Origin of the sequence: Nocardiopsis quinghaiensis (assembly GCF_008638365.1) — a bacterium.
In the GTDB taxonomy this organism is placed as follows: domain Bacteria; phylum Actinomycetota; class Actinomycetes; order Streptosporangiales; family Streptosporangiaceae; genus Nocardiopsis; species Nocardiopsis quinghaiensis.
The window spans coordinates 20,526-43,041 of record NZ_VWVU01000029.1; the positions used below are offsets into that span (position 1 = coordinate 20,526).

Consider the following 22,516-nt stretch of genomic DNA (forward strand, 5'->3'; position numbering starts at 1 on the left):
GCGTGCGCGGGGAGCACGGGGCCCGTCGGGGGCGGTGTCCCGCCCCATTGGGACCATCCCCGCGCACGCGGGGAGCACCTCAAGAACATCGTGATGGCCTCGTTGGGCCTGGGACCATCCCCGCGTGCGCGGGGAGCACATGTATTGCCAAGCACACCTTTGTCTGGTAGCGGGACCATCCCCGCGTGCGCGGGGAGCACGGCCCTCGATGCAGGTCTTGTAGTTGGCCTCGGGGACCATCCCCGCGTGCGCGGGGAGCACTGCTCCACGGTCAGGCCCTGCTCGTCCATGAGGGGACCATCCCCGCGTGCGCGGGGAGCACAACCCGGGGTGGACCACGATCACACCGCAGATGGGACCATCCCCGCGTGCGCGGGGAGCACAGGCGCACATCGGTCAGGTCGTCGTTGCGCAGGGGACCATCCCCGCGTGCGCGGGGAGCACCCTAGGGATGTTTTTGTACAGGACCGTGGATCGGGACCATCCCCGCGTGCGCGGGGAGCACGAGGACTCCTACCGGGACGTGGACTTGCCTGCGGGACCATCCCCGCGTGCGCGGGGAGCACGCCGCTGCGCTGGTTGCTGGGGCGGGGGTGGTGGGACCATCCCCGCGTGCGCGGGGAGCACCCTAGGGATGTTTTTGTACAGGACCGTGGATCGGGACCATCCCCGCGTGCGCGGGGAGCACCACCCGCCGCACACCGCCTGCACCCCATCCAAGGGACCATCCCCGCGTGCGCGGGGAGCACCGGAGAACGACGGCCGCACCCCGTGGCCCGCTGGGACCATCCCCGCGTGCGCGGGGAGCACAAGACCCGCGTCCTGCCCGTCTCCGCCTCCCAGGGACCATCCCCGCGTGCGCGGGGAGCACACAGCTTGGCGGTGTCGGTGTATGCGCGGATCGGGACCATCCCCGCGTGCGCGGGGAGCACAGGTGACCAAGCTGGGCATCCATCACCTTCGGGGGACCATCCCCGCGTGCGCGGGGAGCACCGCGCGATGTGGTACTCGACGCACGCGGGACTGGGACCATCCCCGCGTGCGCGGGGAGCACAACCTGACAGGGTCCCGGCAGACCTCCCCAGCGGGACCATCCCCGCGTGCGCGGGGAGCACACAGGGTGTGTAGTCCACATGGTCTAAAAGTCGGGACCATCCCCGCGTGCGCGGGGAGCACGTGGCTGCGGCCGACACCTTCACGCTGGTGAAGGGACCATCCCCGCGTGCGCGGGGAGCACCTCGTCGCCGCCGGGGCAGACCTGGACCTGGTGGGACCATCCCCGCGTGCGCGGGGAGCACAGTCACTGACCTGGAAACTTACCAGCGGCAAGCGGCCGTTTTTCCAACTTCTCGAAAAACAGACAAATCAGGCAGCACCTGTGACCCTCGGAAAACCATGGCAGCAGCGTACCGGCAGGGGCTTGGCCATACCCCTGCCGGCACCCGTCAGGCGTAGGTGGGCGCCGGATTCAGGAGAAGCAACAGGTCGCCCGATTCCCGGGCCTCGGTCAGACCAGCAGATGAAGCCACCCAGTAGGACAGTGTCTGCTCACCGAACCAGATGATCAGGTGCGGGTTGTGCCGCTGGAGAGCGGCGGCGCGGGTGTGTTCGCGGGCGAACTCGGAGCGCTGGCCGCCCAGGCGGGGCAGGCGTGCCGCGCGGCGCCGGCGGCAGGAGGGGTGCTCGCACGCCGGGCAGAACGGGCCCACCAGGGGGCGGCGTCGGGGCAGCGGCGGGAGCGGTCGGTACAGCGGGTCACTGGAGGGTCGCGGGGCGGGGATAGGATGCGTCACTGATCCTGCTTTCTTACATGTCGCAGTGTGGATTTCGGGATTGTTTGGGGCCCGGGGAGCGTTGGCGCGCTTTCCTGGGCCCTTTTGCGTGCAGCAGCGTGATGTTTAGGGCTGGGTGTTCCAGAGGCTGTTGGTCAGGTCGTAGGCCAGGAAGAACCAGACCTGGCGGTAGTCGGGGATGCCGTTGTCGCCCCAGGAGGTGGCGAAGGCATCGATCATGGCCAGCCCGCGTCCGGACTCGGCGGCCAGGTCCAGCCCGCCTGGCGAGGGCCGCAGGTGGGAGCGCTGGTCGAGGGCGAGCGGCCTGCTGTCGCGCGCTCCCTGGTCGCGGCAGGCGAGGCGGAGCCCGAAGCGGGTGCGCTGGCAGGTGAGGGTGTAGACCCCGAAGGGCTGACCCGAGCGTGAGTGCCGCAGAGCGTTGTTGGCCAACTCGGATCCGAGCAGGGTGAACAGGTAGCGGTAGTCGTCGTCGCGTTCGGCGGCGCAGGTGTCCAGGAACGCGCGCACCAGCGGCATGTACTGGGCCGAGCCGACGAAGTCGTAGCGACGGACGCGGTAGTGGGCTCGGTCGACACGGCCGGTGAAGTAGTGGCGACACCGGGGCGGAACCAGCTCGGAGAGGGACATGGTCACCTCGGGCAGCGATGGCACCGGAGACTCGGGGGCGAGTGCAAGCATGGCGGACAGACTCCTTCGCGTATGGGAGTTGAACGGGGGTTCGACGTGCCCACAGGCATGGGACCTTCGCGTTTCCCGCGCAGCGAGAAGGGGCACGGCGCAGTCTGACCATCAGCGACTCTGCGTGAGAAGCTGATCACTGACTACTCTCTCTATAATGTGAGTGGAATCCACTACTGTCAAGTGGATACCACTAGTGAGCAAAAGATTCCGTTAGGCTTAAGGCATGGCATCTCCCTACAGCCCCAGTGTTCGCCGTCGACGCTTGTCCGCAGAGCTCAGGCGACTTCGCAGCGAGTCTGGAATGACCCTCTTCGAGGCCGCCAAGCAAGCTGGCATGGGCAAATCCAACCTGAGCAAGATCGAACAGGCGGATTCCAAGACAGTTCCAGCCGCGACCTTGGACAAACTTCTGGACCTCTACGAAGTCGACGCTGAGACCCGTGCGGTCCTGCATGAGCTATCGAAGCTCGCAGGGAAGAAGGGCTGGTGGTCCCAGTACAAGGACCTCATGCCGCAGATGCTTGCTGACTTTGAGGCTGAAGCATGCGCATTGCGGGCTTACCAGGCACAAGTGATCCCTGGGCTGCTCCAGACTCCGCAATACGCAGATGCGGTCTTTCGTGCCAACCAGGTGCGCGATGATGACGAGATCGCCCAACGCGTAGCTGCTCGTGTCACTCGCCAAGGAATCTTGAACCGTGTGGAGCCGCCGACCTACCTCGCCGTCATCGACGAGGCCGCCCTACGTCGCACGGTCGGGTCAGTAGACATCATGCGTGAACAGCTTCGCTATCTGACTCACATGGCGACCCGTCACAACGTCAGCATCTACGTGCTGCCGTTCTCTGCTGGGGCCCACCCGGCAACGGAAGGCAGTTTCGTCGTCATGGACTTCGCTGACCCGCGAGACGCCAGCATCGCTTACCTGGAAACCCCTGTTACTAGCATGTACTTGGAAGAAGATCATCAAATTAGGATGTTCAATGACATGTTCGGAGGTGCGCAGGCCTGCTCTATGACCCCAGCACAATCCCTGACATCCATCGAGGACATCCTCAAAACCATGGAAGAGTGAGCGCAGTGCCAGACCAGTTGGTGTGGCGGACCAGCAGTTACAGCGGCGTCAACGGTGACTGTGTGGAGGTCGCCCACATCCCCACGGGCTTCCGCAAGAGCAGCCACAGCGGCCAGGAGCCGAACTGTGTGGAGGTCGCCGACCTGCCCTGCGGCGCGGCCGTCCGGGACTCCAAGAACCCGGCCAGGGGCCACCTCCCCTTCCCCGCCGCCGAATGGGACGCCTTCCTCGCCGTCGCGCGCGACTGACCCCGCGTCCGCCCACCACCCGAACCCCTCCGGCCCCTCCCCCACCGAGGCAACACCGGCATCGGCAACACCACGCACAACAGCGGGGCCCTGATGACGACCACTTCCGTCACCAGGGCCCCGCCGCATGTCTGAAACCCGACCGGCCAACGCCGGATACCCGCTGGCATCCTCTCTTCCCCCCGAACCGGCCCCCGATCTTCCAAACACCGGCAGCCGAAGCACCCACGAGCTGGGCCTTCCCAGATCTGAGCCGGGGCGTCTCATCACCGGGGTACGGCAAAGTTCCAGTCGGAAAGTTGAACTATCCAACTGTTGGAGTCATCCTAGAGTCGTACTTCGAGGAGGGAAGCCCCGGAGTACTAACACCAGGAGGTCACCACCGCCATGAGTGAGACGAAAGCGAGACGTCGACGCGCGGTGATGCGTCGCAAGAACCAGGTCACCTTGCCTCGCGAGGTCGCGGAAGCTCTTCACATCCATGAAGGCGACGAGGTCGAGTTCGACATCGGGGAGAGCGGTCAGGTCACGCTCAGGGGCATGACTTCTGTACCTGCCGACCAGGCGTGGTTCTGGGACCGCGGCTGGCAGCAGGGCGAACGCGAGGCTAGTGAGCAGATCGCCGCAGGCCAGACCGAGGAGTTCGAGGACGCGGAATCCATGTTCGACGCCCTGGAAGACGAGGAGCGCTGAGAGCACTGGCCACGTTCGCCACCACCCCCCGTTTCAGGGCCGACTTCAAGAAGCTGCCCCGGCAGCAGGCAGAGCGCTTCCGCGCGGTGGTCACCACCGAGTTCGCGCCCGATGTGGAGAAAGGGCAGTTCCGCCCCGGGCTACGGGTCAAGGGCGTGCAAGGCACACCAGGGGTCTACGAGATGACCTGGGCACCCGACGGGCGTGCCACCTGGGAGTACGGCGATGAGCGCTTTCCAGGCAAACCGCACGTGATCTGGCGTCGGGTGGGCACCCACTCCATCTTCAATCCCGGACCGCCCTGATCGCGGCAGTCGCAACACCACGAACAGCCACGGGGCCCTGGTGACGGCAGTGGCCGTCACCAGGGCCCCGCTGTTCACTGGAAAACCCCAGGCCAGAACCATCTCGCTACCGCCCTGGCTCCTGCTCCCGGGCTCAGACGGTGTCGCGCAACGGCATCGGCACCACGTGCTCGGACACCTCCGAGTGCACCTGGTGCAACCGCGTCTGCACCGCCCTGCGCAGCTTGGTCAGGCACTCGACCAGGGTGATCTCGTCCCCCACCAGTCCGCCCTTGGCCACGACCGGCGTCCCGTCCAGGGGCCCTCCGCTGAGGTGCCCGTGCACCGCCAGCGGCACGACCTCGCCGCCCACGTCGAAGGCGTGCACGTCCAACTCGTCCAGCAGGCTCGCCACCAGGTCCCCGCCGCACAGGTACAGGCCGCTGGGCAGCGCGTGGGCCCCCGTGGTGTCGGCCACCCCGTTGACCACGTCCGCGACCAGCCGCGCGATCCGGACCGGCAGCTCCACCCGGGCCTGGGCGGGCAGACCGCGCACCTGGTCGGAGGTGTTCACCACCCGCAGCACGCACAGTTCGGGGAACTCCGACGAGGTCAGCTGCTCGGACAACTCCTCCGCGACCTCGTCCGCGTGTTCGCTGTCCGGGTCGGTGAGCGCCACCGCGTCCACGTCCACGAACCGCACCGCGCCGGTGCGCGCCACGGTGGCCAGCTGCCGCCGGGTCAGCTCGGTGGCACTGCCCACCACCCCCAGCAGCGGCCCGCGCGAGCCCGCCTGGCCGCGCAGGCGCAGCGCGTAGGCCAGCAGCGCCCCCGTGGGCCCCGGGTCGGCCGCCACCCACACGGTTCCGTCGGTGCGGTGCGCGGCCGCCGCGGCCTCGGCGATGTCGGTCAGGTGCTGCTCGGTACTCGCGTCGCACACCACGACCGGCTCGTCGCCGGCGAGCAGTTCGGCGGTGAGCATCGTCTGGGTCACCTGGCGGACGGGCACGTGCCGCACCGGCAGGTCGGTCTGGGTGGCGAGGATGTCGGCGACGACGCTGGTGGTCATCGGGCACAGCGGGTCCACCGCGAGCTCCGTGCGCTCCAGAGGCATCCCGTTGAGCAGCTGCGTCCCGTCCTCGGTGGTGCGTCCCGACCCGGGGAAGGCCGGGGCGAACAGCACCCGCACCCGCGTTCCGGCGGGGACCCGGTCGCGCACGGCGTCGTAGACGGCCTCCAGCTCGGCACCGATGTTGCCGCGCAGCGTGGAGTCGGTGCGCTTGACCACCAGTCCCACCGGCCAGACGGCCTCGACCACGTCCGTGACGAGGTCGGCCGCCTGTTCGGCGGAAACATGGCGGCTGTCCAGGTTGGCCACGACCACGTCGTAGTCCCCGACCACCCGGCTCACGTGCTCGGGGGTCACCGTGGCCACACGCATCCCGGTGCGGGCGAACCTGGCACCGGTGGCGTTGGCACCGGTGAGATCGTCTGCGACCACGAGGACCTGAGCCACGGCACGTCTCCTTCGGCGTTCGTCGGCGTCGGGGTTCGGCGGCATCCGGCACGAAACCCGGGGGGAGGGCCTCCCCCCAACATAGGCCCACGGGGAGGCGCCGGGGGCGTCCGAGCCGTCAGGGGCCCGGACCAGCGGAGATCAGAGGTTGACCACCGTGCCCGTGCGTGCGCTGCGCCGGGCGGCCTCGATGACCTCCAGCCCGTGGATCACCTCGTGCAGGTCCACCGGAAGCGGCTCTCCCTCACCGACCGCGTCGCGCACCCCCGCGTAGAACTCGGTGTACGCGCCGCGCTCACTGGGCACCCGGCGGGTGTCGCCGTCCACCCCGAGCACGCCCCAGCCCTCCTCGGGGATCACGCCCCAGTCGGCGGCGTCGGCCCGCTCCCCCGCCGCCAGCCTGGCCTCCTGCTCGTCCATCCCGTGGACGGTGAACGCCCCCTCGTTCCCCAGCACCCGGAAGCGCGGCCCGCCCTGGGCGGTGAGCGCGCTCATCCACAGGTGGGAACGGGTGCCCCGGGCGTGGTTGAGCGCCAGGAAGACGTCGTCGTCGGCGTTGACCCCCTCGCGCATGACGTCGATCTCGGCGTAGACGGAGGCGACCGGGCCGAACAGGTTGATCGCCTGGTCGATCAGGTGCGGCCCCAGGTCGTAGAGCAGCCCGGCCCCGGCCTCGACCCCGCCCTTCTCGCGCCAGGTCCCCTTGGCCTGCGGGCGCCAGCGCTCGAAGCGCGACTCGAAGCGGTGCACCCGTCCCAGGGAGCCCTCCTCGATCAGCTTCCACAGGGTGAGGAAGTCGGCGTCCCACCGTCGGTTCTGGTACACGGTGAGCACCCGGTCCAGCTTGCCCGCCAGGTCGGTGAGCTCCCGCGCCTGCACGGCGTTCAGAGCGAACGGCTTGTCCACCACCACCGCCATGCCCGCCTCCATGGCGGCCTGGGCCAGCGGAGCGTGGGTGTCGTTGGGCGTGGTGACGACCGCGACCTCGTAGCGGTCGGCGTCCGCCCACAGCTCGGCGACGTTGGGGTACACGGTGACACCGGGGTAGCGCTCCTCGGCGGCCCGGCGGCGCTCAGGGTTGCCCGTGACCACCGCGGACAGGCGCAGTCCCGGCACCGCGTCGATCAGTGGCGCGTGGAAGACCTCGCCTCCCTTGCCATAGCCGATGAGTGCCACGTGCAGCTCGGGTCCGCCGTTCTCGGGTGTGCTCGGTGCGTCGGATGCGTCAGCCATGCCACCAATCTAGAGGCACCGGCCCCGGGGACCGGTAACGCTCGTCCCAGCTGGCGGGACACGGGAGGGCCCCGGTATCGGTGCGCAGCGCGCCCGTCCGCGGTGGTCTCGCCCGTACTGGCGCTGTCGGCGGTCGAGAGTGCCGGTACGGGCGGGACCATCCGGTGAGGGAACCTCGCACGTCACACCCGCGATGCTCCCGGACAGCGCGCCGGGCGGGCGGCGAGCCCGTGCCGGTCCGGGGCGCCGAGGCCCGGACCGGCACCTTTCCTTCCTGAGAAAGTTCTTCGCCACGCTGAGCAGGTCGTTTTGCCATCGTTACGAAAGCTATTGCAATAGCTGTAGACATTTTCACCTGGAGCGGATTCCATCGTGTTCCGCATGCCCTGGGTCACACCGACCCGACGGCGGCACCTCCTGGTGCCCGTCGACCATCCGGACACGAGGGAGAAGCCCCATGCTGCGACCAGAACGCAAAGTGCGTCACCGACACCTGGCGGTGGCGGCGACCGCCGGAAGCGTCCTCCTCACGATCTCGGGCTGCGGCTTCCTCAGCGGGGAGGGAGGCGGAAGCGGCACCCCCGACGCCTCCGACGTCGACTGCGCCCCCTTCGAGCAGTGGAGCGACGTCGAGGGCACGGTCGACGTCTACTCGTCCATCCGCGACGAGGAGGCCGAGCGCATGGACCGCTCCTGGGCCGACTTCGAGGCGTGCACCGGCATCGACATCAAGCACGAGGGCAGCGGCGAGTTCGAGGCGCAGCTGCCCATCCGCCTGGAGGGCGGCAACGCTCCCGACCTGGCGCTGGTCCCGCAGCCCGGCCTGCTGGAGCGGGTCGTCGAGGACGGCCACGCCCTGCCCGTGGCCGACGGGGTCAGGGCCAACGTCGAGGAGGGCTGGGGCGAGGACTGGCGCGGCTACGCCACCTTCGACGGCGAGCTGTACGGCTCCCCCTACGGCGCCAACATGAAGTCGATGGTGTGGTACTCGCCGACCTTCTTCGCGGACAACGGCTACGAGGTCCCCGAGACCTGGGACGACATGGTGGCCATCAGCGACGAGATCGCCGACTCCGGCACCAAGCCCTGGTGCGTCGGCTTCGAGTCCGGTGACGCCACCGGCTGGCCCGGAACGGACTGGATCGAGAACGCGCTGCTGCGCACCTCGGGCACCGACGCCTACAACGACTGGATCTCCCACGACATCCCCTTCGACGACCCGCAGGTCGCCGACGCCTTCGACCTGACCGACGGCATCGTCCGCAATTCCGACTACGTCAACGGCACCTTCGGCGACGTGGAGAGCATCGCCGTCACCTCCTTCCAGGAGGCGGGCCTGCCCCTGCTCGACGGCGGCTGCGCGATGTACATGATGGGCTCGTTCTACTCGGCGCAGTTCGAGGAGGACGTCGTGGTGGCCGAGGACGGAGACGTCTACGGCTTCGTGCTGCCCCCGCTGGAGGCCGGCGCCGAGGTCCCGGTCATGGGCGGCGGCGAGTTCGCCGTCCCCTTCGCCGACCGGCCCGAGGTGGCGGCGGTGCACGAGTACCTGTCCACCCCGGAGTACGCCGAAAGCCGCGCCTCCCAGGGCGCCTGGGTCTCGGCCAACCAGAACATGGACATCTCCGTCATCGAGGACCCCGCGTCCCAGTTCGCGGCCGAGGTCCTGCTCGCGCCCGACACCGTCTTCCACTTCGACGCCAGCGACTCGATGCCCTCCTCCGTGGGGACCGACGTCTTCTGGACCGGCATGGTCGACTGGGTCACCGGCAGCTCCACCGACGACGTGCTGGAGACCATCGAGTCGGCCTGGCCCTAAGCGGGTCCCCCGACCGGATCCCTCGACGGATCCCCTGACCGGCTTCCCCCCTGACCGCACGGGGCCCGGCCCGACCGGCCGGGCCCCGTCGCCCCTGCAGACCGACAAGGGGTCTCCATGGAGTATTCGTTCCTGTACGAGCTTCCCAAGATCGTGTGGATGCTCATCGGGATCGCCGCCTTCCTGGGCGTCATCGGCCTGATGCTCGTCCTGGTCGACGTGCCGCGCACCCGGCGCGACCGCTGGCAGGCGTCCCTCTTCCTCGCACCGGCCCTGCTCCTCCTGCTCGGCGGGCTCGTCTATCCGGTGCTGCGCACGACCATGCTGTCCCTCTACGACCGCTCCGGCGACGAGTTCGTCGGACTCGCCAACTACGTCTGGATGTTCCAGCGGCCGGAGATCCTGCTGGTCCTGCGCAACACCCTGCTGTGGGTGGTGTTCGCCCCCGCCCTGGCCACCGCCATCGGGCTGCTCTACGCCGTCCTCATCGACCGCTCCCGGTTCGAGTCGGTCGCCAAGTCGCTGGTGTTCATGCCGATGGCGATCTCGTTCGTCGGCGCCAGCATCATCTGGCGGTTCGTGTTCGCCTACCGGCCCGCCGACCAGGAACAGTACGGGCTGTTCAACCAGATCGTGGTCTGGCTGGGCGGGGAACCGCGGCTGTGGCTGCTCGAACAGCCGCTCAACACCTTCCTGCTGATCCTGGTGCTGATCTGGGTACAGGCCGGTTTCGCGATGGTCGTGCTGTCCGCGTCGATCAAGGCGATCCCGGCGGAGATGGTCGAGGCCGCCCGCATCGACGGGGCGGGCCCCTGGCAGCTGTTCACCCGGATCACCCTGCCCTCGGTGTGGCCGACGCTGCTGGTCGTGCTCATCACCATCACGGTGCAGACCCTGAAGGTCTTCGACATCGTCCGCACCATGACCGGGGGCAACTACGGGACCAGCGTGATCGCCAACGAGATGTACAGCCAGGCCTTCCAACAGGGACAGCTCGGCCAGGGGTCCGCCCTGGCGGTGTTCCTGTTCGTCCTGGTCATCCCGCTGGTGGTCGTACAGATCCGCCGCAACCGCAAGGCAAGGGAACTGGTATGACGACCACTCCGACGCCCCCCGTCGTCGCCGAGGCGCCCGGTAGGCCCTCCCGCAGAGCGGAAGGGAGCGCGGCCGGACGGGTGCGCCGCCGGTTGAGCGGTTCGGCGGCCGGCATCGCGGCGCTCGTGATCGCCGTGCTGTGGACGGTGCCGACCGCGGGGCTGCTCATCTCCTCGTTCCGGCCCGCCGAGGAGATCCGCACCACCGGCTGGTGGACGTTCCTGGCCTCGCCCGAGGTGACCCTGGCCAACTACCGGGACGTGCTGTTCGGCAGCGGGAGCGACGGACAGCTGATCACCTACTTCGTCAACTCCCTCGTGATCACGCTTCCCTCCACGGTGTTCGTGCTGGGTGTGGGGGCGCTCGCGGCGTACGCGCTGGCCTGGATCGACTTCCGCGGCCGGGACTGGCTCTTCCTGGGGATCTTCGCGCTGCAGATCGTCCCGCTGCAGATGTCGCTGGTCCCGCTGCTGCGGTTCTTCTCCCAGGGGGTGTCGGTCGGTGGGGCGCAGATCCTGCCCGCGTGGGAGCTGACCGGGGCCATGGCCTTCACCAACGTGTGGGTGGCGCACACGATCTTCGGTCTGCCGCTGGGCATCTTCCTGCTGCACAACTTCGTCTCGCAGCTGCCGAAGTCGCTGTTCGAGGCGGCCCGGGTGGACGGCGCCGGGCACGGGCGCGTCTTCACGCGGATCGTGCTGCCGCTGATCGCCCCGGCGCTGGTGTCTCTGGGGATCTTCCAGTTCCTGTGGGTGTGGAACGACCTGCTGGTGGCGCTGATCTTCACCGGGGGCGACAGCGCCACCGCGCCGCTGACCGTCCGTCTCGCCGAGATGGCCGGAACACGCGGCGAGTCCTGGCACCGGCTCACCGCGGGGGCCTTCGTGTCGATGATCGTGCCGCTGGTCGTGTTCTTCCTGCTGCAGCGCTACTTCGTGCGCGGTCTGCTGGCGGGCAGCGTCAAGGGCTGAGCCCGGGAGGAGGTCAGCCGCCGCGCAGGGCGGTACGGGCCGCCTCCAGGGCCGTGGTCCGGTAGGCGGCGCCGAACAGGCACACGTGCACCAGCAGCGGGTGCAGCTGGTGCAGGGCGACCCGCGACCGCCAGCCGGAGGCCAGCGGCGCCACCTCGTTGTAGGCGTCGCGGACCCGTTCCAGGTGGGGGAGGCCGAACAGGGCCAGCATGGCCAGGTCGGCCTCCCTGTGGCCGCCGTGCGCGGCCGGGTCGACCAGCACCGCGTCCTGCTCCCGCCAGAGCACGTTGCCGCTCCACAGGTCCCCGTGTACGCGTGCGGGCGGCTCGGGGTCCCCCGCCAGGTCGGCCACCGAGTCGACGACCTTCTCCACCACACGGGCGTCGGAGGGGGTGAGCGCACCCCGGTCCAGGGCCCGGCTCAGGTAGGGACGCAGACGCTGCTCGGCGTAGAAGCGCGGCCAGTCGTCGGAGGGGGTGTTGTCCATGGGCAGCGGTCCGATGTAGCCGGGCCAGTCGGCGCCGAAGCGGTCGGCGCCGGTCATGTGCATCCCGGCGAGCTGGCGTCCGAGCCGTTCGGCGGCCTGGGCGGTGGGTTCGCGCTCCTCCGACCACGGCAGGACGAGGATGCGGTCGTCCCAGGCCAGGACGTCGATGGCGGGTGACCCGAAGGTACGGCCCAGCCACTCCAGCCCCCGCGCCTCGGCGGTGAGCACCCCGCTCGGCGGAGCGCCCCGGGGCAGGGCCTTGACGAACAGTCGGGTGCCGTCGGTGAGCTCGGCGTAGGAGATGTCCCAGTCGTGGCTGCTCCCTGCGCGGGCGGCACGGCCGACGTCGCGGCCGAGCAGGGCGGTCAGTCGCTCGGCCATGGTGCCGCTGACCGGGTCCCTGCGGCGTCTCTCCCCGGATCCGTCGCCGTCGTCCCCGCCTCCGAACGCCCGCACGATCGATCCCCTCTCCCCCGGCACTACCGCCTCAACCGGACGACGAGCTCGCTGGTGAGCCCCTTGGCTGCGGCCTCCACCATGTTCAGGACGGCGGTGAACCCGTCGTCGCCGCCGTAGTAGGGGTCGGGGACCTCCGGGTTGGGGCCGCCGCCGGGCGCGAAGGAGCGGAAGAGGCGCAGACGCGACATGTCGAACCCGTACTCGTCGCCGTGCTCGTCGACGGCGCGCCGCACCTCGTCGACGTTGTCCAGGTCCATGGCCAGGACGAGGTCGCGGGTGGCGAGGTCCGCGGGGTCGAACTGGCGGGCGGTGTGGTCGGTCAGGTATCCGTGCACGCGCAGGGTGGAGGCCGCGCGCGGGTCCATGCCGCCGCCCACGTGCCAGTCACCCGTGCCGGAGCTGTCCACTTCCACGAGTTCGCTCAGCCCGGCCCGTTCGAGGTCGGCGGTGAGGATCTTCGCGGCCATGGGAGACCGGCAGATGTTGCCCAGGCACACCACACTGATGCGGTAGGGACCAGCGGGATCACGCGGTTCCGGCAAGCTCATGCCTCTCACCGTAACGAAAAACCGACGCGCCCACGCGGTCCCGCCCCCCGCGCGTTCGCACGACCCGCCAGGACGGGGATCCCGTACGGTGAACGCCTGTTCAGCTCTTGGGAAGGCGGACCACACTGACGAAGAAGTCGTCGATCTGCCGGACCACCCGTATGAACTGCTCGAAGTCCACCGGTTTGGGCACGTAGGCGTTGGCGTGCAGGCGGTAGCTGCGCAGCACGTCCTCCTCCGCCTCGGAGGTGGTGAGCACCACGACGGGGATGTGCGCGAGGTCGTCGTCGTTCTTGACCTCCTCCAGCACCTCACGACCGTCCTTACGGGGCAGGTTGAGGTCGAGCAGGATCAGATGGGGCCGGGGGACGTCGGCGAACTCTCCCTCGCGACGTAGGAAACGGAGCGCCTCGACGCCGTCGGAGACCACGTGCAGGCGGTTGCCCAACTTGTGTTCCTCGAACGCCTCCTTGGTCATCAGGACGTCACCGGGATCGTCCTCGACCAGCAGCACCTCGATGGGATGCACCAACATGACCTCGCTCAAGCTTCCAGACCCCTGCCTCAGGGCCCCGCCCCGTGGTCGGGGGGAACCGTACCGCCGCTGGTACCGGGTGGAGCGGACCGGGCGCCGTCGGACCCGTCGTCCGGCTCGGCGCCGTCGTCCTCCTCCGGGGAACCCGTACCCGCGGACTGTCGTGCGGCCGTCGGATCCGAGTCCCCGGGGGTGGTGGGCTCGGCATCCTCGGTGCCCTCGACTCCGTTATCGCTGGGAGCGGTTCCAGCGGTTCCCTCCTCGGAAACCGCATTCCCCTCCTCCCCGGAGCCGACGGGCAAGGACCAGCATATGCGGGTTCCGGTCTGGCCGGAGTTCTCTTCCTCTGAGGTTTCGGGCACCTCGGAGCCGCGCGGGTCGGTGTCCAGCCAGATCCGCCCCCCGTGGAACTCCACGATCTTCTTGCACATCGCCAGGCCGATGCCCGTTCCCGTGTACTTGTCCCTGGTGTGCAACCGCTGGAAGATCACGAAGATGCGCTCGGCGTACTGCGGTTCGATCCCGATCCCGTTGTCCGCGCAGCAGAACACCCACTCGTCCTCGCGCCGCTCGGCGCTGATGTGGACACGGGGGGTCTCCTCGCCGCGGAACTTCACGGCGTTGCCCACCAGGTTGAAGAACACCTGGGTGAGCAGGGTGCGGTCGCCCTGCACGGTCGGCAACGGGTCCCGGGTGACCTCCGCGTCCACCTCCTCCAGCCGGGTGGACAGGCTGCTCAGCGCGTCGTCCAGGGCGCCGTCCAGGGGCACCGGGGCGAAGTTCCTGGTCCGGCCGACCCGGGAGAAGGCCAGCAGGTCGTTGATGAGGGTCTGCATACGCTTGGCGCCCTCGACCGCGAAGTCGATGTAGGAGTCGGCGCGCTCGTCCAGCTGACCGTGGTAGCGGCGCTGGAGGAGCTGGCAGAAGCTCGCCACCTTGCGCAGCGGCTCCTGGAGGTCGTGGGAGGCGACGTAGGCGAACTGCTCCAGCTCCAGGTTGGAGCGGCGCAGCTCCTCGGTCTGGCTCTCCAGGAGGGTGGACTGCTCCTGGAGCTTGCGCCGGGCGGAGCCGACCTCCTCCAGGTCGTGCACGATGCGCTCGCGCATGGCGTCCACGTCCCGGCCGAGCCGGACGATCTCCGGCGGACCGTTCAGGGAGATCCTGTGCGCGTAGTAGCCCTCCGACACCTGGCGCATGTGACCCGCCAGTTCGTCCAGGGGGCGCAGCACCCACTGCTGGAGCATCACCCACAGGAACACCGACAGGAACACCACGACCAGGCCGACCAGGACCAGCAGGGCGACGACCTGCTGGGTGGCCAGGGCCAGACCGTCGCGGGCCTCGTTGATCTCGGCCCTCAGCTGCTGGGCGGTGGTGTCGCTGACCCGGGTGAGCTCCAGGAACAGGATCCGGCCGCGCCGCAGGTCCTCCTGGGAGATCTCCTGGCCGTTGCTGACCTGCTCCAGGGCGGGCTCGGCGAACTCCTCGGTCCACACCCGGCCCGCGGTGAGCATGTCGTCGACGTTGGTGGCCACCTCGGGGTTGTCCTCGGCCAGCTGGATCAGGGAGGCCCTGTGCTCCGCCAGGGTCAGCTGGCTCTCGACGTAGGGCTGGAGGAACTCCCGGTCCTCGGTGAGGATGTAGCCGCGCAGGGCGTGGTCCTGGGTGAGGTAGGCCCCGCTGGTCTGCTCGACGGCGCTCACGGCGGGAGTCAGGGAGTCGACCTGCAGGCTGAGGGACTCGCGGGCCTCCAACGCGGCCAGGGTGATGACCGACACCGCCACGACCAGGACGATGGCGACCACGGTCAGCAGGCTGGTGACGCGCCGCCGCAGGCTCCACGACTCGCGGGGAGGGCGTCCGCGCTCGCGGCCCGTGCCGTTGACGAAGTGCGTGCCGCCGGTGGAAGCGCCACCGCGCACGCCGGTGCCCGGGGCCGACCCGGATCCCTCGGTCTCCATGGCCGTCCCCTCTCCGAGCTCTCTCACCCGGGCTCTCCGTGGGTGATGAGCAGCATCGCCACGTCGTCCTGGAGCGGTCCTCCGTTGCTGCGCTCGGCCTCGTCCACCAGGTGTTCGGGCAACTGCGGCAGGGAGGTGTCCTGTGCCAGCACGCCGGTGACCATGCGGCGCAGGCCCGCGACCTCCAGGCGCGCGGGCGGAGCGCCGTCGTAGGCGTCCACGAGGCCGTCTGTGTAGAAGAGCATGGTCGACCCGACGGGAAGCACGACCTCGTCGATGTCGGTCTGCTCGACCGGGAAGATGCCCAGAGGGGGCTGGGGGGTGACCCGGGTCTCCTCGACCGCGCCGTCGCGCAGGATCATGGGCGGCGGGTGTCCCAGGACGCGGAGCCTGAACCGGTCGTCGCCGGTGTCCAGGCTCGCCATGCACAGCGTCGCGTACAGCTCCTCCTGTGCGCGTTCACTGACCAGGATGTCCTCCAGGTTGGGCAGGACCCGTTCCTCGTCGACGCCGCCCATGATGAGGGCGCGCCAGGCGATGCGCAGGCTGACGCCGAGGGCGGCCTCGTCGGGGCCGTGCCCGCTGACGTCGCCGATGATGACGTGGGTGGTGCCGTCCTTCTCGACCGCGTCGTAGAAGTCCCCGCCGACCAGGGCGCGCTTGCGGCCGGGGCGGTAGTAGGCGCGGTGCTCCAGCGGCGAGCGCTGGAGGAGGACCTGGGGCAGCAGCCCGCGTTCGAGGCGCATGTTCTCGCGGGCGCGCAGGCGGGCCTCACGAAGCTGGTGGGCGTTCTCGTCGGCGCGGCGCCGTTCGAGGGAGTAGCGCAGGCTGCGCCCGAGCAGGGAGCCGTCGACCTGGCCCTTGACGAGATAGTCCTGGGCGCCCGCGGCCACGGCGGCGACGCCCTCGTGTTCGTCGTCGAGCCCGGTGAGGACGACGACGGCCGCTCCGGGCGCGCTCTCCAGGACCTCGCGGAGCAGGTCCAGGCCATGGGCGTCGGGGAGGTTGAGGTCGAGCAGCACGCAACCGCGGAACCCCTCAAGGTGCCCGCGCGCCTCACCGAGGGTCGGGACCCAGGTGATGCGCGTGGTCAGGGCCGTCTCGTCGAGGAGCTCCTCGGCGAGGAAGGCGTCACCGGGGTCGTCTTCGATCAGTAGGACGTCGACCGATTCGACGTTGGCCTCCCCGTGCTCGCTCGCAACGGTGTCGTCGTCCAGGAAGGCGCTGTCATGCGAGGCAGCACTGTTGGCGGAAGCGGCCCGTGCCGCCTCCTCGCCGATCACCGTCACGGGATCGTGCTCTGTTCTCCTGGTATCCACTCATCGCCCTTGGTCTGCCGGTCCGTGGGGTGCTTCTTCGCGCCGCATGGCCCCGGAGGCATCCGGGGCTCTTCCCAACGGCTCGGACCGCACGGCATCCAAACGATAATCGCCCCGGCGACCTGTTGACCAGCGGCCGTGACGAGACACATCCGACGCCGACGGACGGAACCGTTGCGCCGTTCCACCCGTGGAAGGACCCGTTCCCGCCCGGGACGGGTTCACGGAGGGGCTCCCCGCACCTGGATGGAACGGGCATATTCGCATGCAGAAGCACGTACGGGATGTGACGGGGGACACGCCTGGAACCAAGCGGAGCCTACCCGAGATCGTGTTCGACTCTCCCGGATCCACTCGAACGTGTTCCGGGGTTCGACCGGAGGAGGCCGGGAACGGTTTTTCGTGACAGGGTGTCGCATCCGCCTTGACAGTGCCGGACATCTAAATGACATGATGTCATAAAACATGTGGCACGGAAGGCGGACAGTACCGATGAGCACAGCGGCCGAGGCCCCCACGACGGCCGTCCCCGATTCGCCCGAGTCGTTCTCCGAACGGCTCAGGGCCGCGACCTGGGGCGATCACCAGGCCGCGGAGGACCACGGGTTCGCCCGGGCCCTCCTGGACGGCACGCTCTCCCTGGCCGGGTACACCGGGATGGTCGCCCAGCACTACTTCGCCTACGTCGCGCTGGAGGAGACCGGCAGGCTGCTGGCGGACGATCCCGTCGCCGGAGGGTTCCACCGGCCGGAACTGGAACGGGTCCCCGCCCTGGTCCGCGACCTGGAGCACCTGCTCGGCGCCGACTGGCGCGAGCGGATCTCCCCCAGCCCGGCCACCCGCACCTACGCGGCGCGCATCGAACAGATGGCGGACCACCCCGAGGGGTTCGTCGCCCACCACTACACCCGCTACATGGGCGACGTGTCCGGGGGCCAGTTCATCCGCCGCGTGGCGGCCCGGGCCTACGGGTTCACCGACGGGGCCGGTACCGCCTTCTACGTCTTCGACGGGCTGGGCAGCCTCCCCCGGTTCCGCGCCGGGTACCGGGAACGGCTCGACTCCCTGGACCTGGACGAGACCGCCGCGGCCCGCCTGGTGGCCGAGACCCGGCTGGCCTACCAGCTCAACACCGAGGTGTTCGCCGACCTGGGCCGGACGTACGTGCCCGGCGCGGCCTGAGGCGCCCGAGGCCGCTCCACGACGCCGCCGGAACACGCCACGGCGTCCCCGTGCCGTGACACCATAGGAGGATGCCCAAGATCACGGCTCCCACCATCGCCGCCCACCGCGCCCGTACGCGGGAGCGCATCATGGAGGCCGTCGACGAGCTGATCCGGACCCAGGGGATCGACCGTGTCTCCATGACCGACGTGGCCAACTCCGCGGGTCTGACCCGCACCGCGCTGTACAACTACTTCCCCGACAAGCCCGCCCTGCTCCTGGCGTTCACCGAGCAGGTCAACATCGCCTTCGTCGAGCGGTACCGGCGCGAACTGCCCTCGGGAGTGTCGGCGGCACGACGGCTCTCGGCGTTCGTCCGCCTCCAGTTGGAAGGCATCATGGCGCATCCGCACCCGCCCGCCGCCGAGCTCGGGGCCAGCCTCGGCCCCGACGCCTACCAGGCGCTCGCCGCCCACGTGGCGCCCATGCAGCGCCTGCTGACCGAGATCCTGGAGGAGGGCACCCTCGCGGGCGAGTTCGACTCCCTGCCCGCCGAGCACACGGCCCGGCTCACCCTGTCGATGGTCGGCTCCCAGCGCCTGCCGCTCGTCAGCGGCGAGATCGACCTGGACGAGACCCACGCGCTGGTCACCCGGTTCGTGCTCCGCGCCCTCGGAGTGGTGACCGAAACCGTCGACACCATCCTCCTCAAACCCACAGGCACCACAACCCAGGGTGGGAGGGTATAAACACCAGGTCATAAGGGTTGGGGCCTAACTCCCGTCACAACGTCGGCCGGGCGCTCCCAGGTCGCGACGGCACGGCCCCATCGGCAAGAATCGGTGCCCCGTCCGCCCCGGACGGTTACCCCTTCGACCGAGTGTGAGGACCTCTCCGACGTGTCCCTCGTACTGATCATCCTCGGCGCCGCCCTGGTGTCGGTCGCCCTGTTCAACAAGGTGCCCCGCTACGTGCCCGGACGGTCCTCGGCTCCCCGTTCCGGCCGCGGCGGCTCCGTGACCACCGCGGGGCGCCCCGGGGCGCCCCCGCGCGTGCGCCTGATCCCGGCCCGGCTCACCGAGCAGGGCCGGGCACTGCTCACCGCGGTCGGCGGCAGCACCCTGATCTTGGCGCTCTTCCTCACCCTGTTCGGTTTCTGAGCGCGGCCCGGCCGTTCAGGCCCCGCCGACGTGGCCGCCCACCAGTCTCACCAGCAGTCCGCCCGCGGCCGTGGCCGCGATCCCGCCCGTCACGGCGGCGACCGTGGCCAGCCGCTCCCGGACACGGGTGTCGCGGTGCGCGACCGCCTCGGCCGTCGCCCGGTCCGTGGCGCCGAAGGACCCGCCGCACAGCACCGGGTCCAGTTCGTGGGGCCGCCACCGCGCACGCCAGCGGCTCAGCGGCTGCAACCCGCCGGGCACCGACGCCGTACGCGGCTTCCACCGGACCGGCGTGTCCGCCGTTCCGGGAGCCGGACCCGTCGCCGCGAAGCGCTTCGGGGAGGGCCCGACGTAGCGCAGCTCGCCCGGGGCGTTGGTGAGCATCTCCGCGAGCAGCTTGGCGCAGGCACGGGCGTCACCCAGCGCCGTGTGCTGCCCGGTCGGCCAGTCACCGCTGAGCTGGAAGGAGGCCTTGGGCAGCGAGTACCGCTCCAGGTCCACCTGCGAACGCAGCGCGCGCAGCGTGCACAGTCCGGACTGTCCCGTCGGCAGACCCGCGAAAGCCAGCTCCGAGTCGAGGAAGCGCTGTTCGAAGTCGAGGTTGTGGCTGACCACGACCGCGCCGGACAGCAGCCCGGCCAGCCTGGGCGCCACCTGGGCGATGGTCGGGGCACCGACGGTGTCGCTCTCGGTGATGCCGTGGAACTCCCGTCCGCCCACCGGCGCGCGCGGGTCGACCAGGGTGCTGAACTCCTCGACCAGTTTGCCGTCGCCCCGCACACGCACCACGGCGATCTCCACGATGCGCGCGCCCTCGCGCGGGTCGAGGCCGGTGGTCTCCATGTCGAGCACCGCGTACTCCAGGTCCGCCGCCCGCATGCCGACCCGGCGCCGGGTCAGCGCGCCCGCCCGCAGCGTTCCCATCGTGTGCCCCACTCCCTCGTCCCACCTTGTCGGCCGGTCGTTCCTCCTGGTGTGTACCGGCAACGACCCTACTCCCCGTGTCCGACAACGCTTCCCGCGCGCACCCCACCGCCCCGGAGACCCCACCGCCGTTCCCCGTGGTCCGCGCGGTCCGCGTCCGCCGGGCGACCGGAAGAAAGGTGGATTATGTAACGTTCTTAGGCGTGTCCACCCAGGCGAGGACACTCCACGCACACCCTGCCCCGACCTCAACGGCGAGGAGAGCCCGCATGCCCCAGAAACCGCTGCCCGAGTACGTCCCCCTGGCGGAGGTCGTCCGGTCCGGGATGCTCGAGAGCGTCCACTACGGCGCGGTCGTCGGGCTGTCCCCGGACGGCCGGACCGCCTACGCGCGCGGCCCCGTGCACCAGCCCATGTTCCCGCGCTCCTCCGCCAAGCCCTTCCAGGCGCTGGCGATGCTGCGCGCGGGCGCGCCCCTGGAGGGCTCCTCCCTGGCCGTCGCCGCGGGCAGCCACAGCGGCGAGGACCTCCACGTCGCCGAGGCCGAGCGCGTCCTCGCCGCGGCCGGACTCACCGCCGACGACCTGCGCTGCCCGCCCGACGCCCCCGGCGGCAGGGAGGCCCGCGAGGAGTTCGTCCGCGCCGGCCGGGGGCCTGAGCGCGTGCTGATGAACTGCTCGGGCAAGCACGCGGGCATGCTCTCCGCCTGCGTCGCCCAGGGGTGGAGCACCGGCGACTACCTCGACCCCGGACACCCCTTCCAGGTGCTCGTGCGCGAGACCATCGAGGACCTGTGCGAGGAGCCCGTCGCGCACACCGCCGTGGACGGCTGCGGGGCGCCCCAGCTCGCCGTCACCCTGACCGGGCTGGCCCGGGGCCTGTGGCGTATGCGCACCGCCCCCGGGGGCTCCCAGGAGCGCGCGGTGGTCGACGCGATGAGCTCCCACCCGCTGTACGTGGCGGGCACCGGCCGTATCGACACCGACCTCATGACGCGGATGCCCGGGCTGGTCGCCAAGGGCGGCGCCGACGGCGTCCTGCTGCTCGGCGCCGCCACCGGCGAGACCGCCGCCGTCAAGATCAGCGACGGGGACGCCGAGCAGCGCGCGCGTACCCTGGTCGCACTCGACGCGCTGCGGACCCTCGGTGTGGACGTGTCCTCCGTCCAGGACCGGTTGCGCGTCGACGTCCACGGAGGTGGCGCCCCCGTCGGCGAGGTCCGCCCACTCTGACGAACCCTCCCGTGAGGGACCACACCACCGAAAGGGACACCACCGTGCGGGACACCCTGAACGACATCGTCATCGTCGGCGCCGGGATGGCGGGGCTGCACACCGCCGAGGCGCTGCGCGAACGCGGGTTCGAGGGGCGGCTGACACTCGTCGGCGAGGAGGCGCACCGCCCCTACTCGCGGCCGCCGCTGTCCAAGGAGGTCCTGACCGGCATGGGCATGGACCCCTCCGGGGGCGGTCCCGGCTGGCTGGTGGGCCACCGGGCGCTGCGGCTGCGCGGCGAGGAGGCCGTGGACGAACTCGACCTGGACTTCCGTCCGAGCAGCCGGGCCGTGGGGCTGGACACCGACACCCGCGAGGTGCGCGTGTCCGGTCCCGGCGGCACCGGGACGGTGCGCTACGACGGCCTGGTGATCGCCACGGGTGCGCGGGCGCGGCGCCCCGACACCGGCCTGGCGGGCGTGCACGTCCTGCGCACGCTGGACGACGCCGAGGCGGTGCGGGCGGAGTTCGACTCCGGCGGCCGCCTGGTGGTGGTCGGAGCCGGGTTCGTCGGCGCCGAGGTGGCGGCCAGCGCCCGCGCGGTGGGCATGGACGTGACGCTGGTGGAGGCGGCTCCCACACCGCTGACCCGGGTGGTGGACCCGCGGATCGGCGAGGTCCTGACCGAGCTGCACCGGGAGAACGGCGTGGACGTGCGCCTGGGCGTGGGCGTGGCCGGCTTCGAGGGCCGGGACCGGGTGGAACGCGTCCGCCTGGCCGACGGCTCCGCCGTGGAGACCTCCCTGGTGGTCGCCGGGATCGGCGTGCACCTGAACACCGAGTGGCTGCGCGGGTCCGGGGTGGAGCTGATGGCCGACGGCTCGGTGGCGTGCGACGAGTACTCCGCGACGTCGGTGCCGAACGTGTACGCGGTCGGCGACCTGGCGAACTGGCCGCACCCGCGCTACGGCGGGCGGATCCGGCTGGAGCACTGGACCAACGCGGGAGAGCAGGGCGAGGCCGCCGCGCACAACCTGCTCGCGGGCGAGAAAGGGCGCACGCCCTTCACCCCGGTCCCCTACTTCTGGTCGGACCAATACAAGATGAAGGTCCAGCTGCTGGGGCAGGGCGCCCCGGCCGATCGGGTCACCTTCGTGCACGGTTCCCCGGAGGACCGAAAGTTCGTGGCCTTCCTCGGCCGGGACGGGATGCTCACCGGTGTGCTGGGGCTGCGCTCCACACCGCGGACGATGCGCTACCGGGGGCTGTTGGAGAAGCCGACGACGTGGGACGAGGCCTTGGAGGCCGCCGGGTTCACTCCCGTACGGTGACGGCCC

The 22,516-nt window shown here is 70.2% G+C and carries 22 protein-coding genes and 1 CRISPR repeat array (1 of these 23 running past the window's edge); of the genes, 12 read left to right on the forward strand and 10 right to left on the reverse strand.

All coding sequences use genetic code 11. From position 1 onward, the window contains the following. Positions 1–1,298: direct repeats of the CRISPR family, unit length 29 nt; unit sequence GGGACCATCCCCGCGTGCGCGGGGAGCAC; it begins 73 nt to the left of the window's first position. A gap of 147 nt (positions 1,299–1,445) precedes the next feature. Further along, positions 1,446–1,793: a hypothetical protein gene (locus FYX01_RS22295; RefSeq protein ID WP_150244465.1), complete on the reverse strand. Its 348-nt coding sequence runs from the start codon at positions 1,791–1,793 to the stop codon at positions 1,446–1,448. Between the two features lie 105 nt (positions 1,794–1,898). After that, positions 1,899–2,471 (reverse strand): ATP-binding protein, encoded by a 573-nt coding sequence (locus tag FYX01_RS22300; protein ID WP_150244468.1) that lies wholly within the window; start codon positions 2,469–2,471, stop codon positions 1,899–1,901. A gap of 226 nt (positions 2,472–2,697) precedes the next feature. Between FYX01_RS22300 and FYX01_RS22305 the strand changes: the two genes are divergently transcribed. The 4 genes from FYX01_RS22305 to FYX01_RS22320 all read left to right on the forward strand — a co-directional run bounded on the left by FYX01_RS22305 (position 2,698) and on the right by FYX01_RS22320 (position 4,795). Continuing rightward, positions 2,698–3,549, forward strand: a complete 852-nt coding sequence (locus FYX01_RS22305) for a helix-turn-helix domain-containing protein (protein ID WP_150244471.1) — start codon at positions 2,698–2,700, stop codon at positions 3,547–3,549. A 5-nt stretch (positions 3,550–3,554) separates the two neighbouring features. Continuing rightward, the gene (locus tag FYX01_RS22310; RefSeq protein ID WP_150244648.1) at positions 3,555–3,797 is read left to right on the forward strand and encodes a DUF397 domain-containing protein; all 243 of its coding nucleotides are present in this window, start codon (positions 3,555–3,557) and stop codon (positions 3,795–3,797) included. A gap of 423 nt (positions 3,798–4,220) precedes the next feature. Then, a complete protein-coding gene (locus FYX01_RS22315; RefSeq protein ID WP_073702825.1) occupies positions 4,221–4,490 on the forward strand; it encodes an AbrB/MazE/SpoVT family DNA-binding domain-containing protein in 270 nt (89 codons plus the stop codon). Between the two features lie 86 nt (positions 4,491–4,576). Then, positions 4,577–4,795, forward strand: a complete 219-nt coding sequence (locus FYX01_RS22320) for a hypothetical protein (RefSeq protein ID WP_150244474.1) — start codon at positions 4,577–4,579, stop codon at positions 4,793–4,795. A 133-nt stretch (positions 4,796–4,928) separates the two neighbouring features. Here FYX01_RS22320 and FYX01_RS22325 read toward each other — a convergent pair whose 3' ends face one another. Together FYX01_RS22325 and FYX01_RS22330 are read right to left on the reverse strand one after the other, a co-directional pair. After that, positions 4,929–6,290, reverse strand: coding sequence for a four-carbon acid sugar kinase family protein (locus FYX01_RS22325; protein WP_150244479.1), 1,362 nt, complete (start codon positions 6,288–6,290; stop codon positions 4,929–4,931). Between the two features lie 141 nt (positions 6,291–6,431). Continuing rightward, positions 6,432–7,523 carry a Gfo/Idh/MocA family oxidoreductase gene (locus FYX01_RS22330; RefSeq protein WP_150244482.1) on the reverse strand — a complete coding sequence of 364 codons (1,092 nt, stop codon included), beginning with the start codon at positions 7,521–7,523 and terminating at the stop codon, positions 6,432–6,434. Positions 7,524–7,980: 457 nt separating this feature from the next. On the opposite strand from FYX01_RS22330, the gene FYX01_RS22335 reads away from it, so the two are divergent. The 3 genes from FYX01_RS22335 to FYX01_RS22345 all read left to right on the forward strand — a co-directional run bounded on the left by FYX01_RS22335 (position 7,981) and on the right by FYX01_RS22345 (position 11,408). After that, the gene (locus FYX01_RS22335) at positions 7,981–9,342 is read left to right on the forward strand and encodes an ABC transporter substrate-binding protein (protein ID WP_150244486.1); all 1,362 of its coding nucleotides are present in this window, start codon (positions 7,981–7,983) and stop codon (positions 9,340–9,342) included. Positions 9,343–9,459: 117 nt separating this feature from the next. Next, on the forward strand, positions 9,460–10,437 hold the full coding sequence (locus FYX01_RS22340) for a carbohydrate ABC transporter permease (protein ID WP_150244489.1): 978 nt from the start codon (positions 9,460–9,462) through the stop codon (positions 10,435–10,437). Continuing rightward, positions 10,434–11,408 carry a carbohydrate ABC transporter permease gene (locus FYX01_RS22345; protein ID WP_150244492.1) on the forward strand — a complete coding sequence of 325 codons (975 nt, stop codon included), beginning with the start codon at positions 10,434–10,436 and terminating at the stop codon, positions 11,406–11,408. Before FYX01_RS22340 ends, FYX01_RS22345 begins: the two co-directional genes overlap by 4 nt. A gap of 13 nt (positions 11,409–11,421) precedes the next feature. On the opposite strand, the gene FYX01_RS22350 is transcribed toward FYX01_RS22345, so the two are convergent. The 5 genes from FYX01_RS22350 to FYX01_RS22370 form a co-directional block, all read right to left on the reverse strand. Continuing rightward, the gene (locus FYX01_RS22350) at positions 11,422–12,351 is read right to left on the reverse strand and encodes a fructosamine kinase family protein (protein ID WP_150244495.1); all 930 of its coding nucleotides are present in this window, start codon (positions 12,349–12,351) and stop codon (positions 11,422–11,424) included. Between the two features lie 23 nt (positions 12,352–12,374). After that, positions 12,375–12,902, reverse strand: a complete 528-nt coding sequence (locus FYX01_RS22355; protein WP_150244499.1) for a low molecular weight protein-tyrosine-phosphatase — start codon at positions 12,900–12,902, stop codon at positions 12,375–12,377. 100 nt (positions 12,903–13,002) lie between these two features. Then, positions 13,003–13,437 (reverse strand): response regulator, encoded by a 435-nt coding sequence (locus FYX01_RS22360; protein WP_150244652.1) that lies wholly within the window; start codon positions 13,435–13,437, stop codon positions 13,003–13,005. Between the two features lie 29 nt (positions 13,438–13,466). Further along, positions 13,467–15,398 (reverse strand): ATP-binding protein, encoded by a 1,932-nt coding sequence (locus FYX01_RS22365; RefSeq protein ID WP_150244654.1) that lies wholly within the window; start codon positions 15,396–15,398, stop codon positions 13,467–13,469. A 23-nt stretch (positions 15,399–15,421) separates the two neighbouring features. Beyond that, on the reverse strand, positions 15,422–16,687 hold the full coding sequence (locus FYX01_RS22370; RefSeq protein ID WP_150244657.1) for a PP2C family protein-serine/threonine phosphatase: 1,266 nt from the start codon (positions 16,685–16,687) through the stop codon (positions 15,422–15,424). A gap of 522 nt (positions 16,688–17,209) precedes the next feature. Here FYX01_RS22370 and FYX01_RS22375 point away from each other — a divergent pair. From FYX01_RS22375 to FYX01_RS22385, 3 genes are all read left to right on the forward strand, one after another. Further along, a complete protein-coding gene (locus FYX01_RS22375; protein WP_150244502.1) occupies positions 17,210–17,899 on the forward strand; it encodes a biliverdin-producing heme oxygenase in 690 nt (229 codons plus the stop codon). Positions 17,900–17,970: 71 nt separating this feature from the next. Next, on the forward strand, positions 17,971–18,630 hold the full coding sequence (locus FYX01_RS22380; protein ID WP_150244505.1) for a TetR/AcrR family transcriptional regulator: 660 nt from the start codon (positions 17,971–17,973) through the stop codon (positions 18,628–18,630). A 150-nt stretch (positions 18,631–18,780) separates the two neighbouring features. After that, positions 18,781–19,041, forward strand: a complete 261-nt coding sequence (locus tag FYX01_RS22385; RefSeq protein ID WP_150244508.1) for a hypothetical protein — start codon at positions 18,781–18,783, stop codon at positions 19,039–19,041. 15 nt (positions 19,042–19,056) lie between these two features. Here FYX01_RS22385 and FYX01_RS22390 read toward each other — a convergent pair whose 3' ends face one another. Then, on the reverse strand, positions 19,057–19,965 hold the full coding sequence (locus tag FYX01_RS22390) for a 3'-5' exonuclease (protein ID WP_150244511.1): 909 nt from the start codon (positions 19,963–19,965) through the stop codon (positions 19,057–19,059). Between the two features lie 269 nt (positions 19,966–20,234). On the opposite strand from FYX01_RS22390, the gene FYX01_RS22395 reads away from it, so the two are divergent. Beyond that, positions 20,235–21,197: an asparaginase gene (locus FYX01_RS22395; protein WP_150244514.1), complete on the forward strand. Its 963-nt coding sequence runs from the start codon at positions 20,235–20,237 to the stop codon at positions 21,195–21,197. 44 nt (positions 21,198–21,241) lie between these two features. Then, positions 21,242–22,510: an NAD(P)/FAD-dependent oxidoreductase gene (locus tag FYX01_RS22400; protein ID WP_150244517.1), complete on the forward strand. Its 1,269-nt coding sequence runs from the start codon at positions 21,242–21,244 to the stop codon at positions 22,508–22,510. Positions 22,511–22,516: the final 6 nt, after the last annotated feature.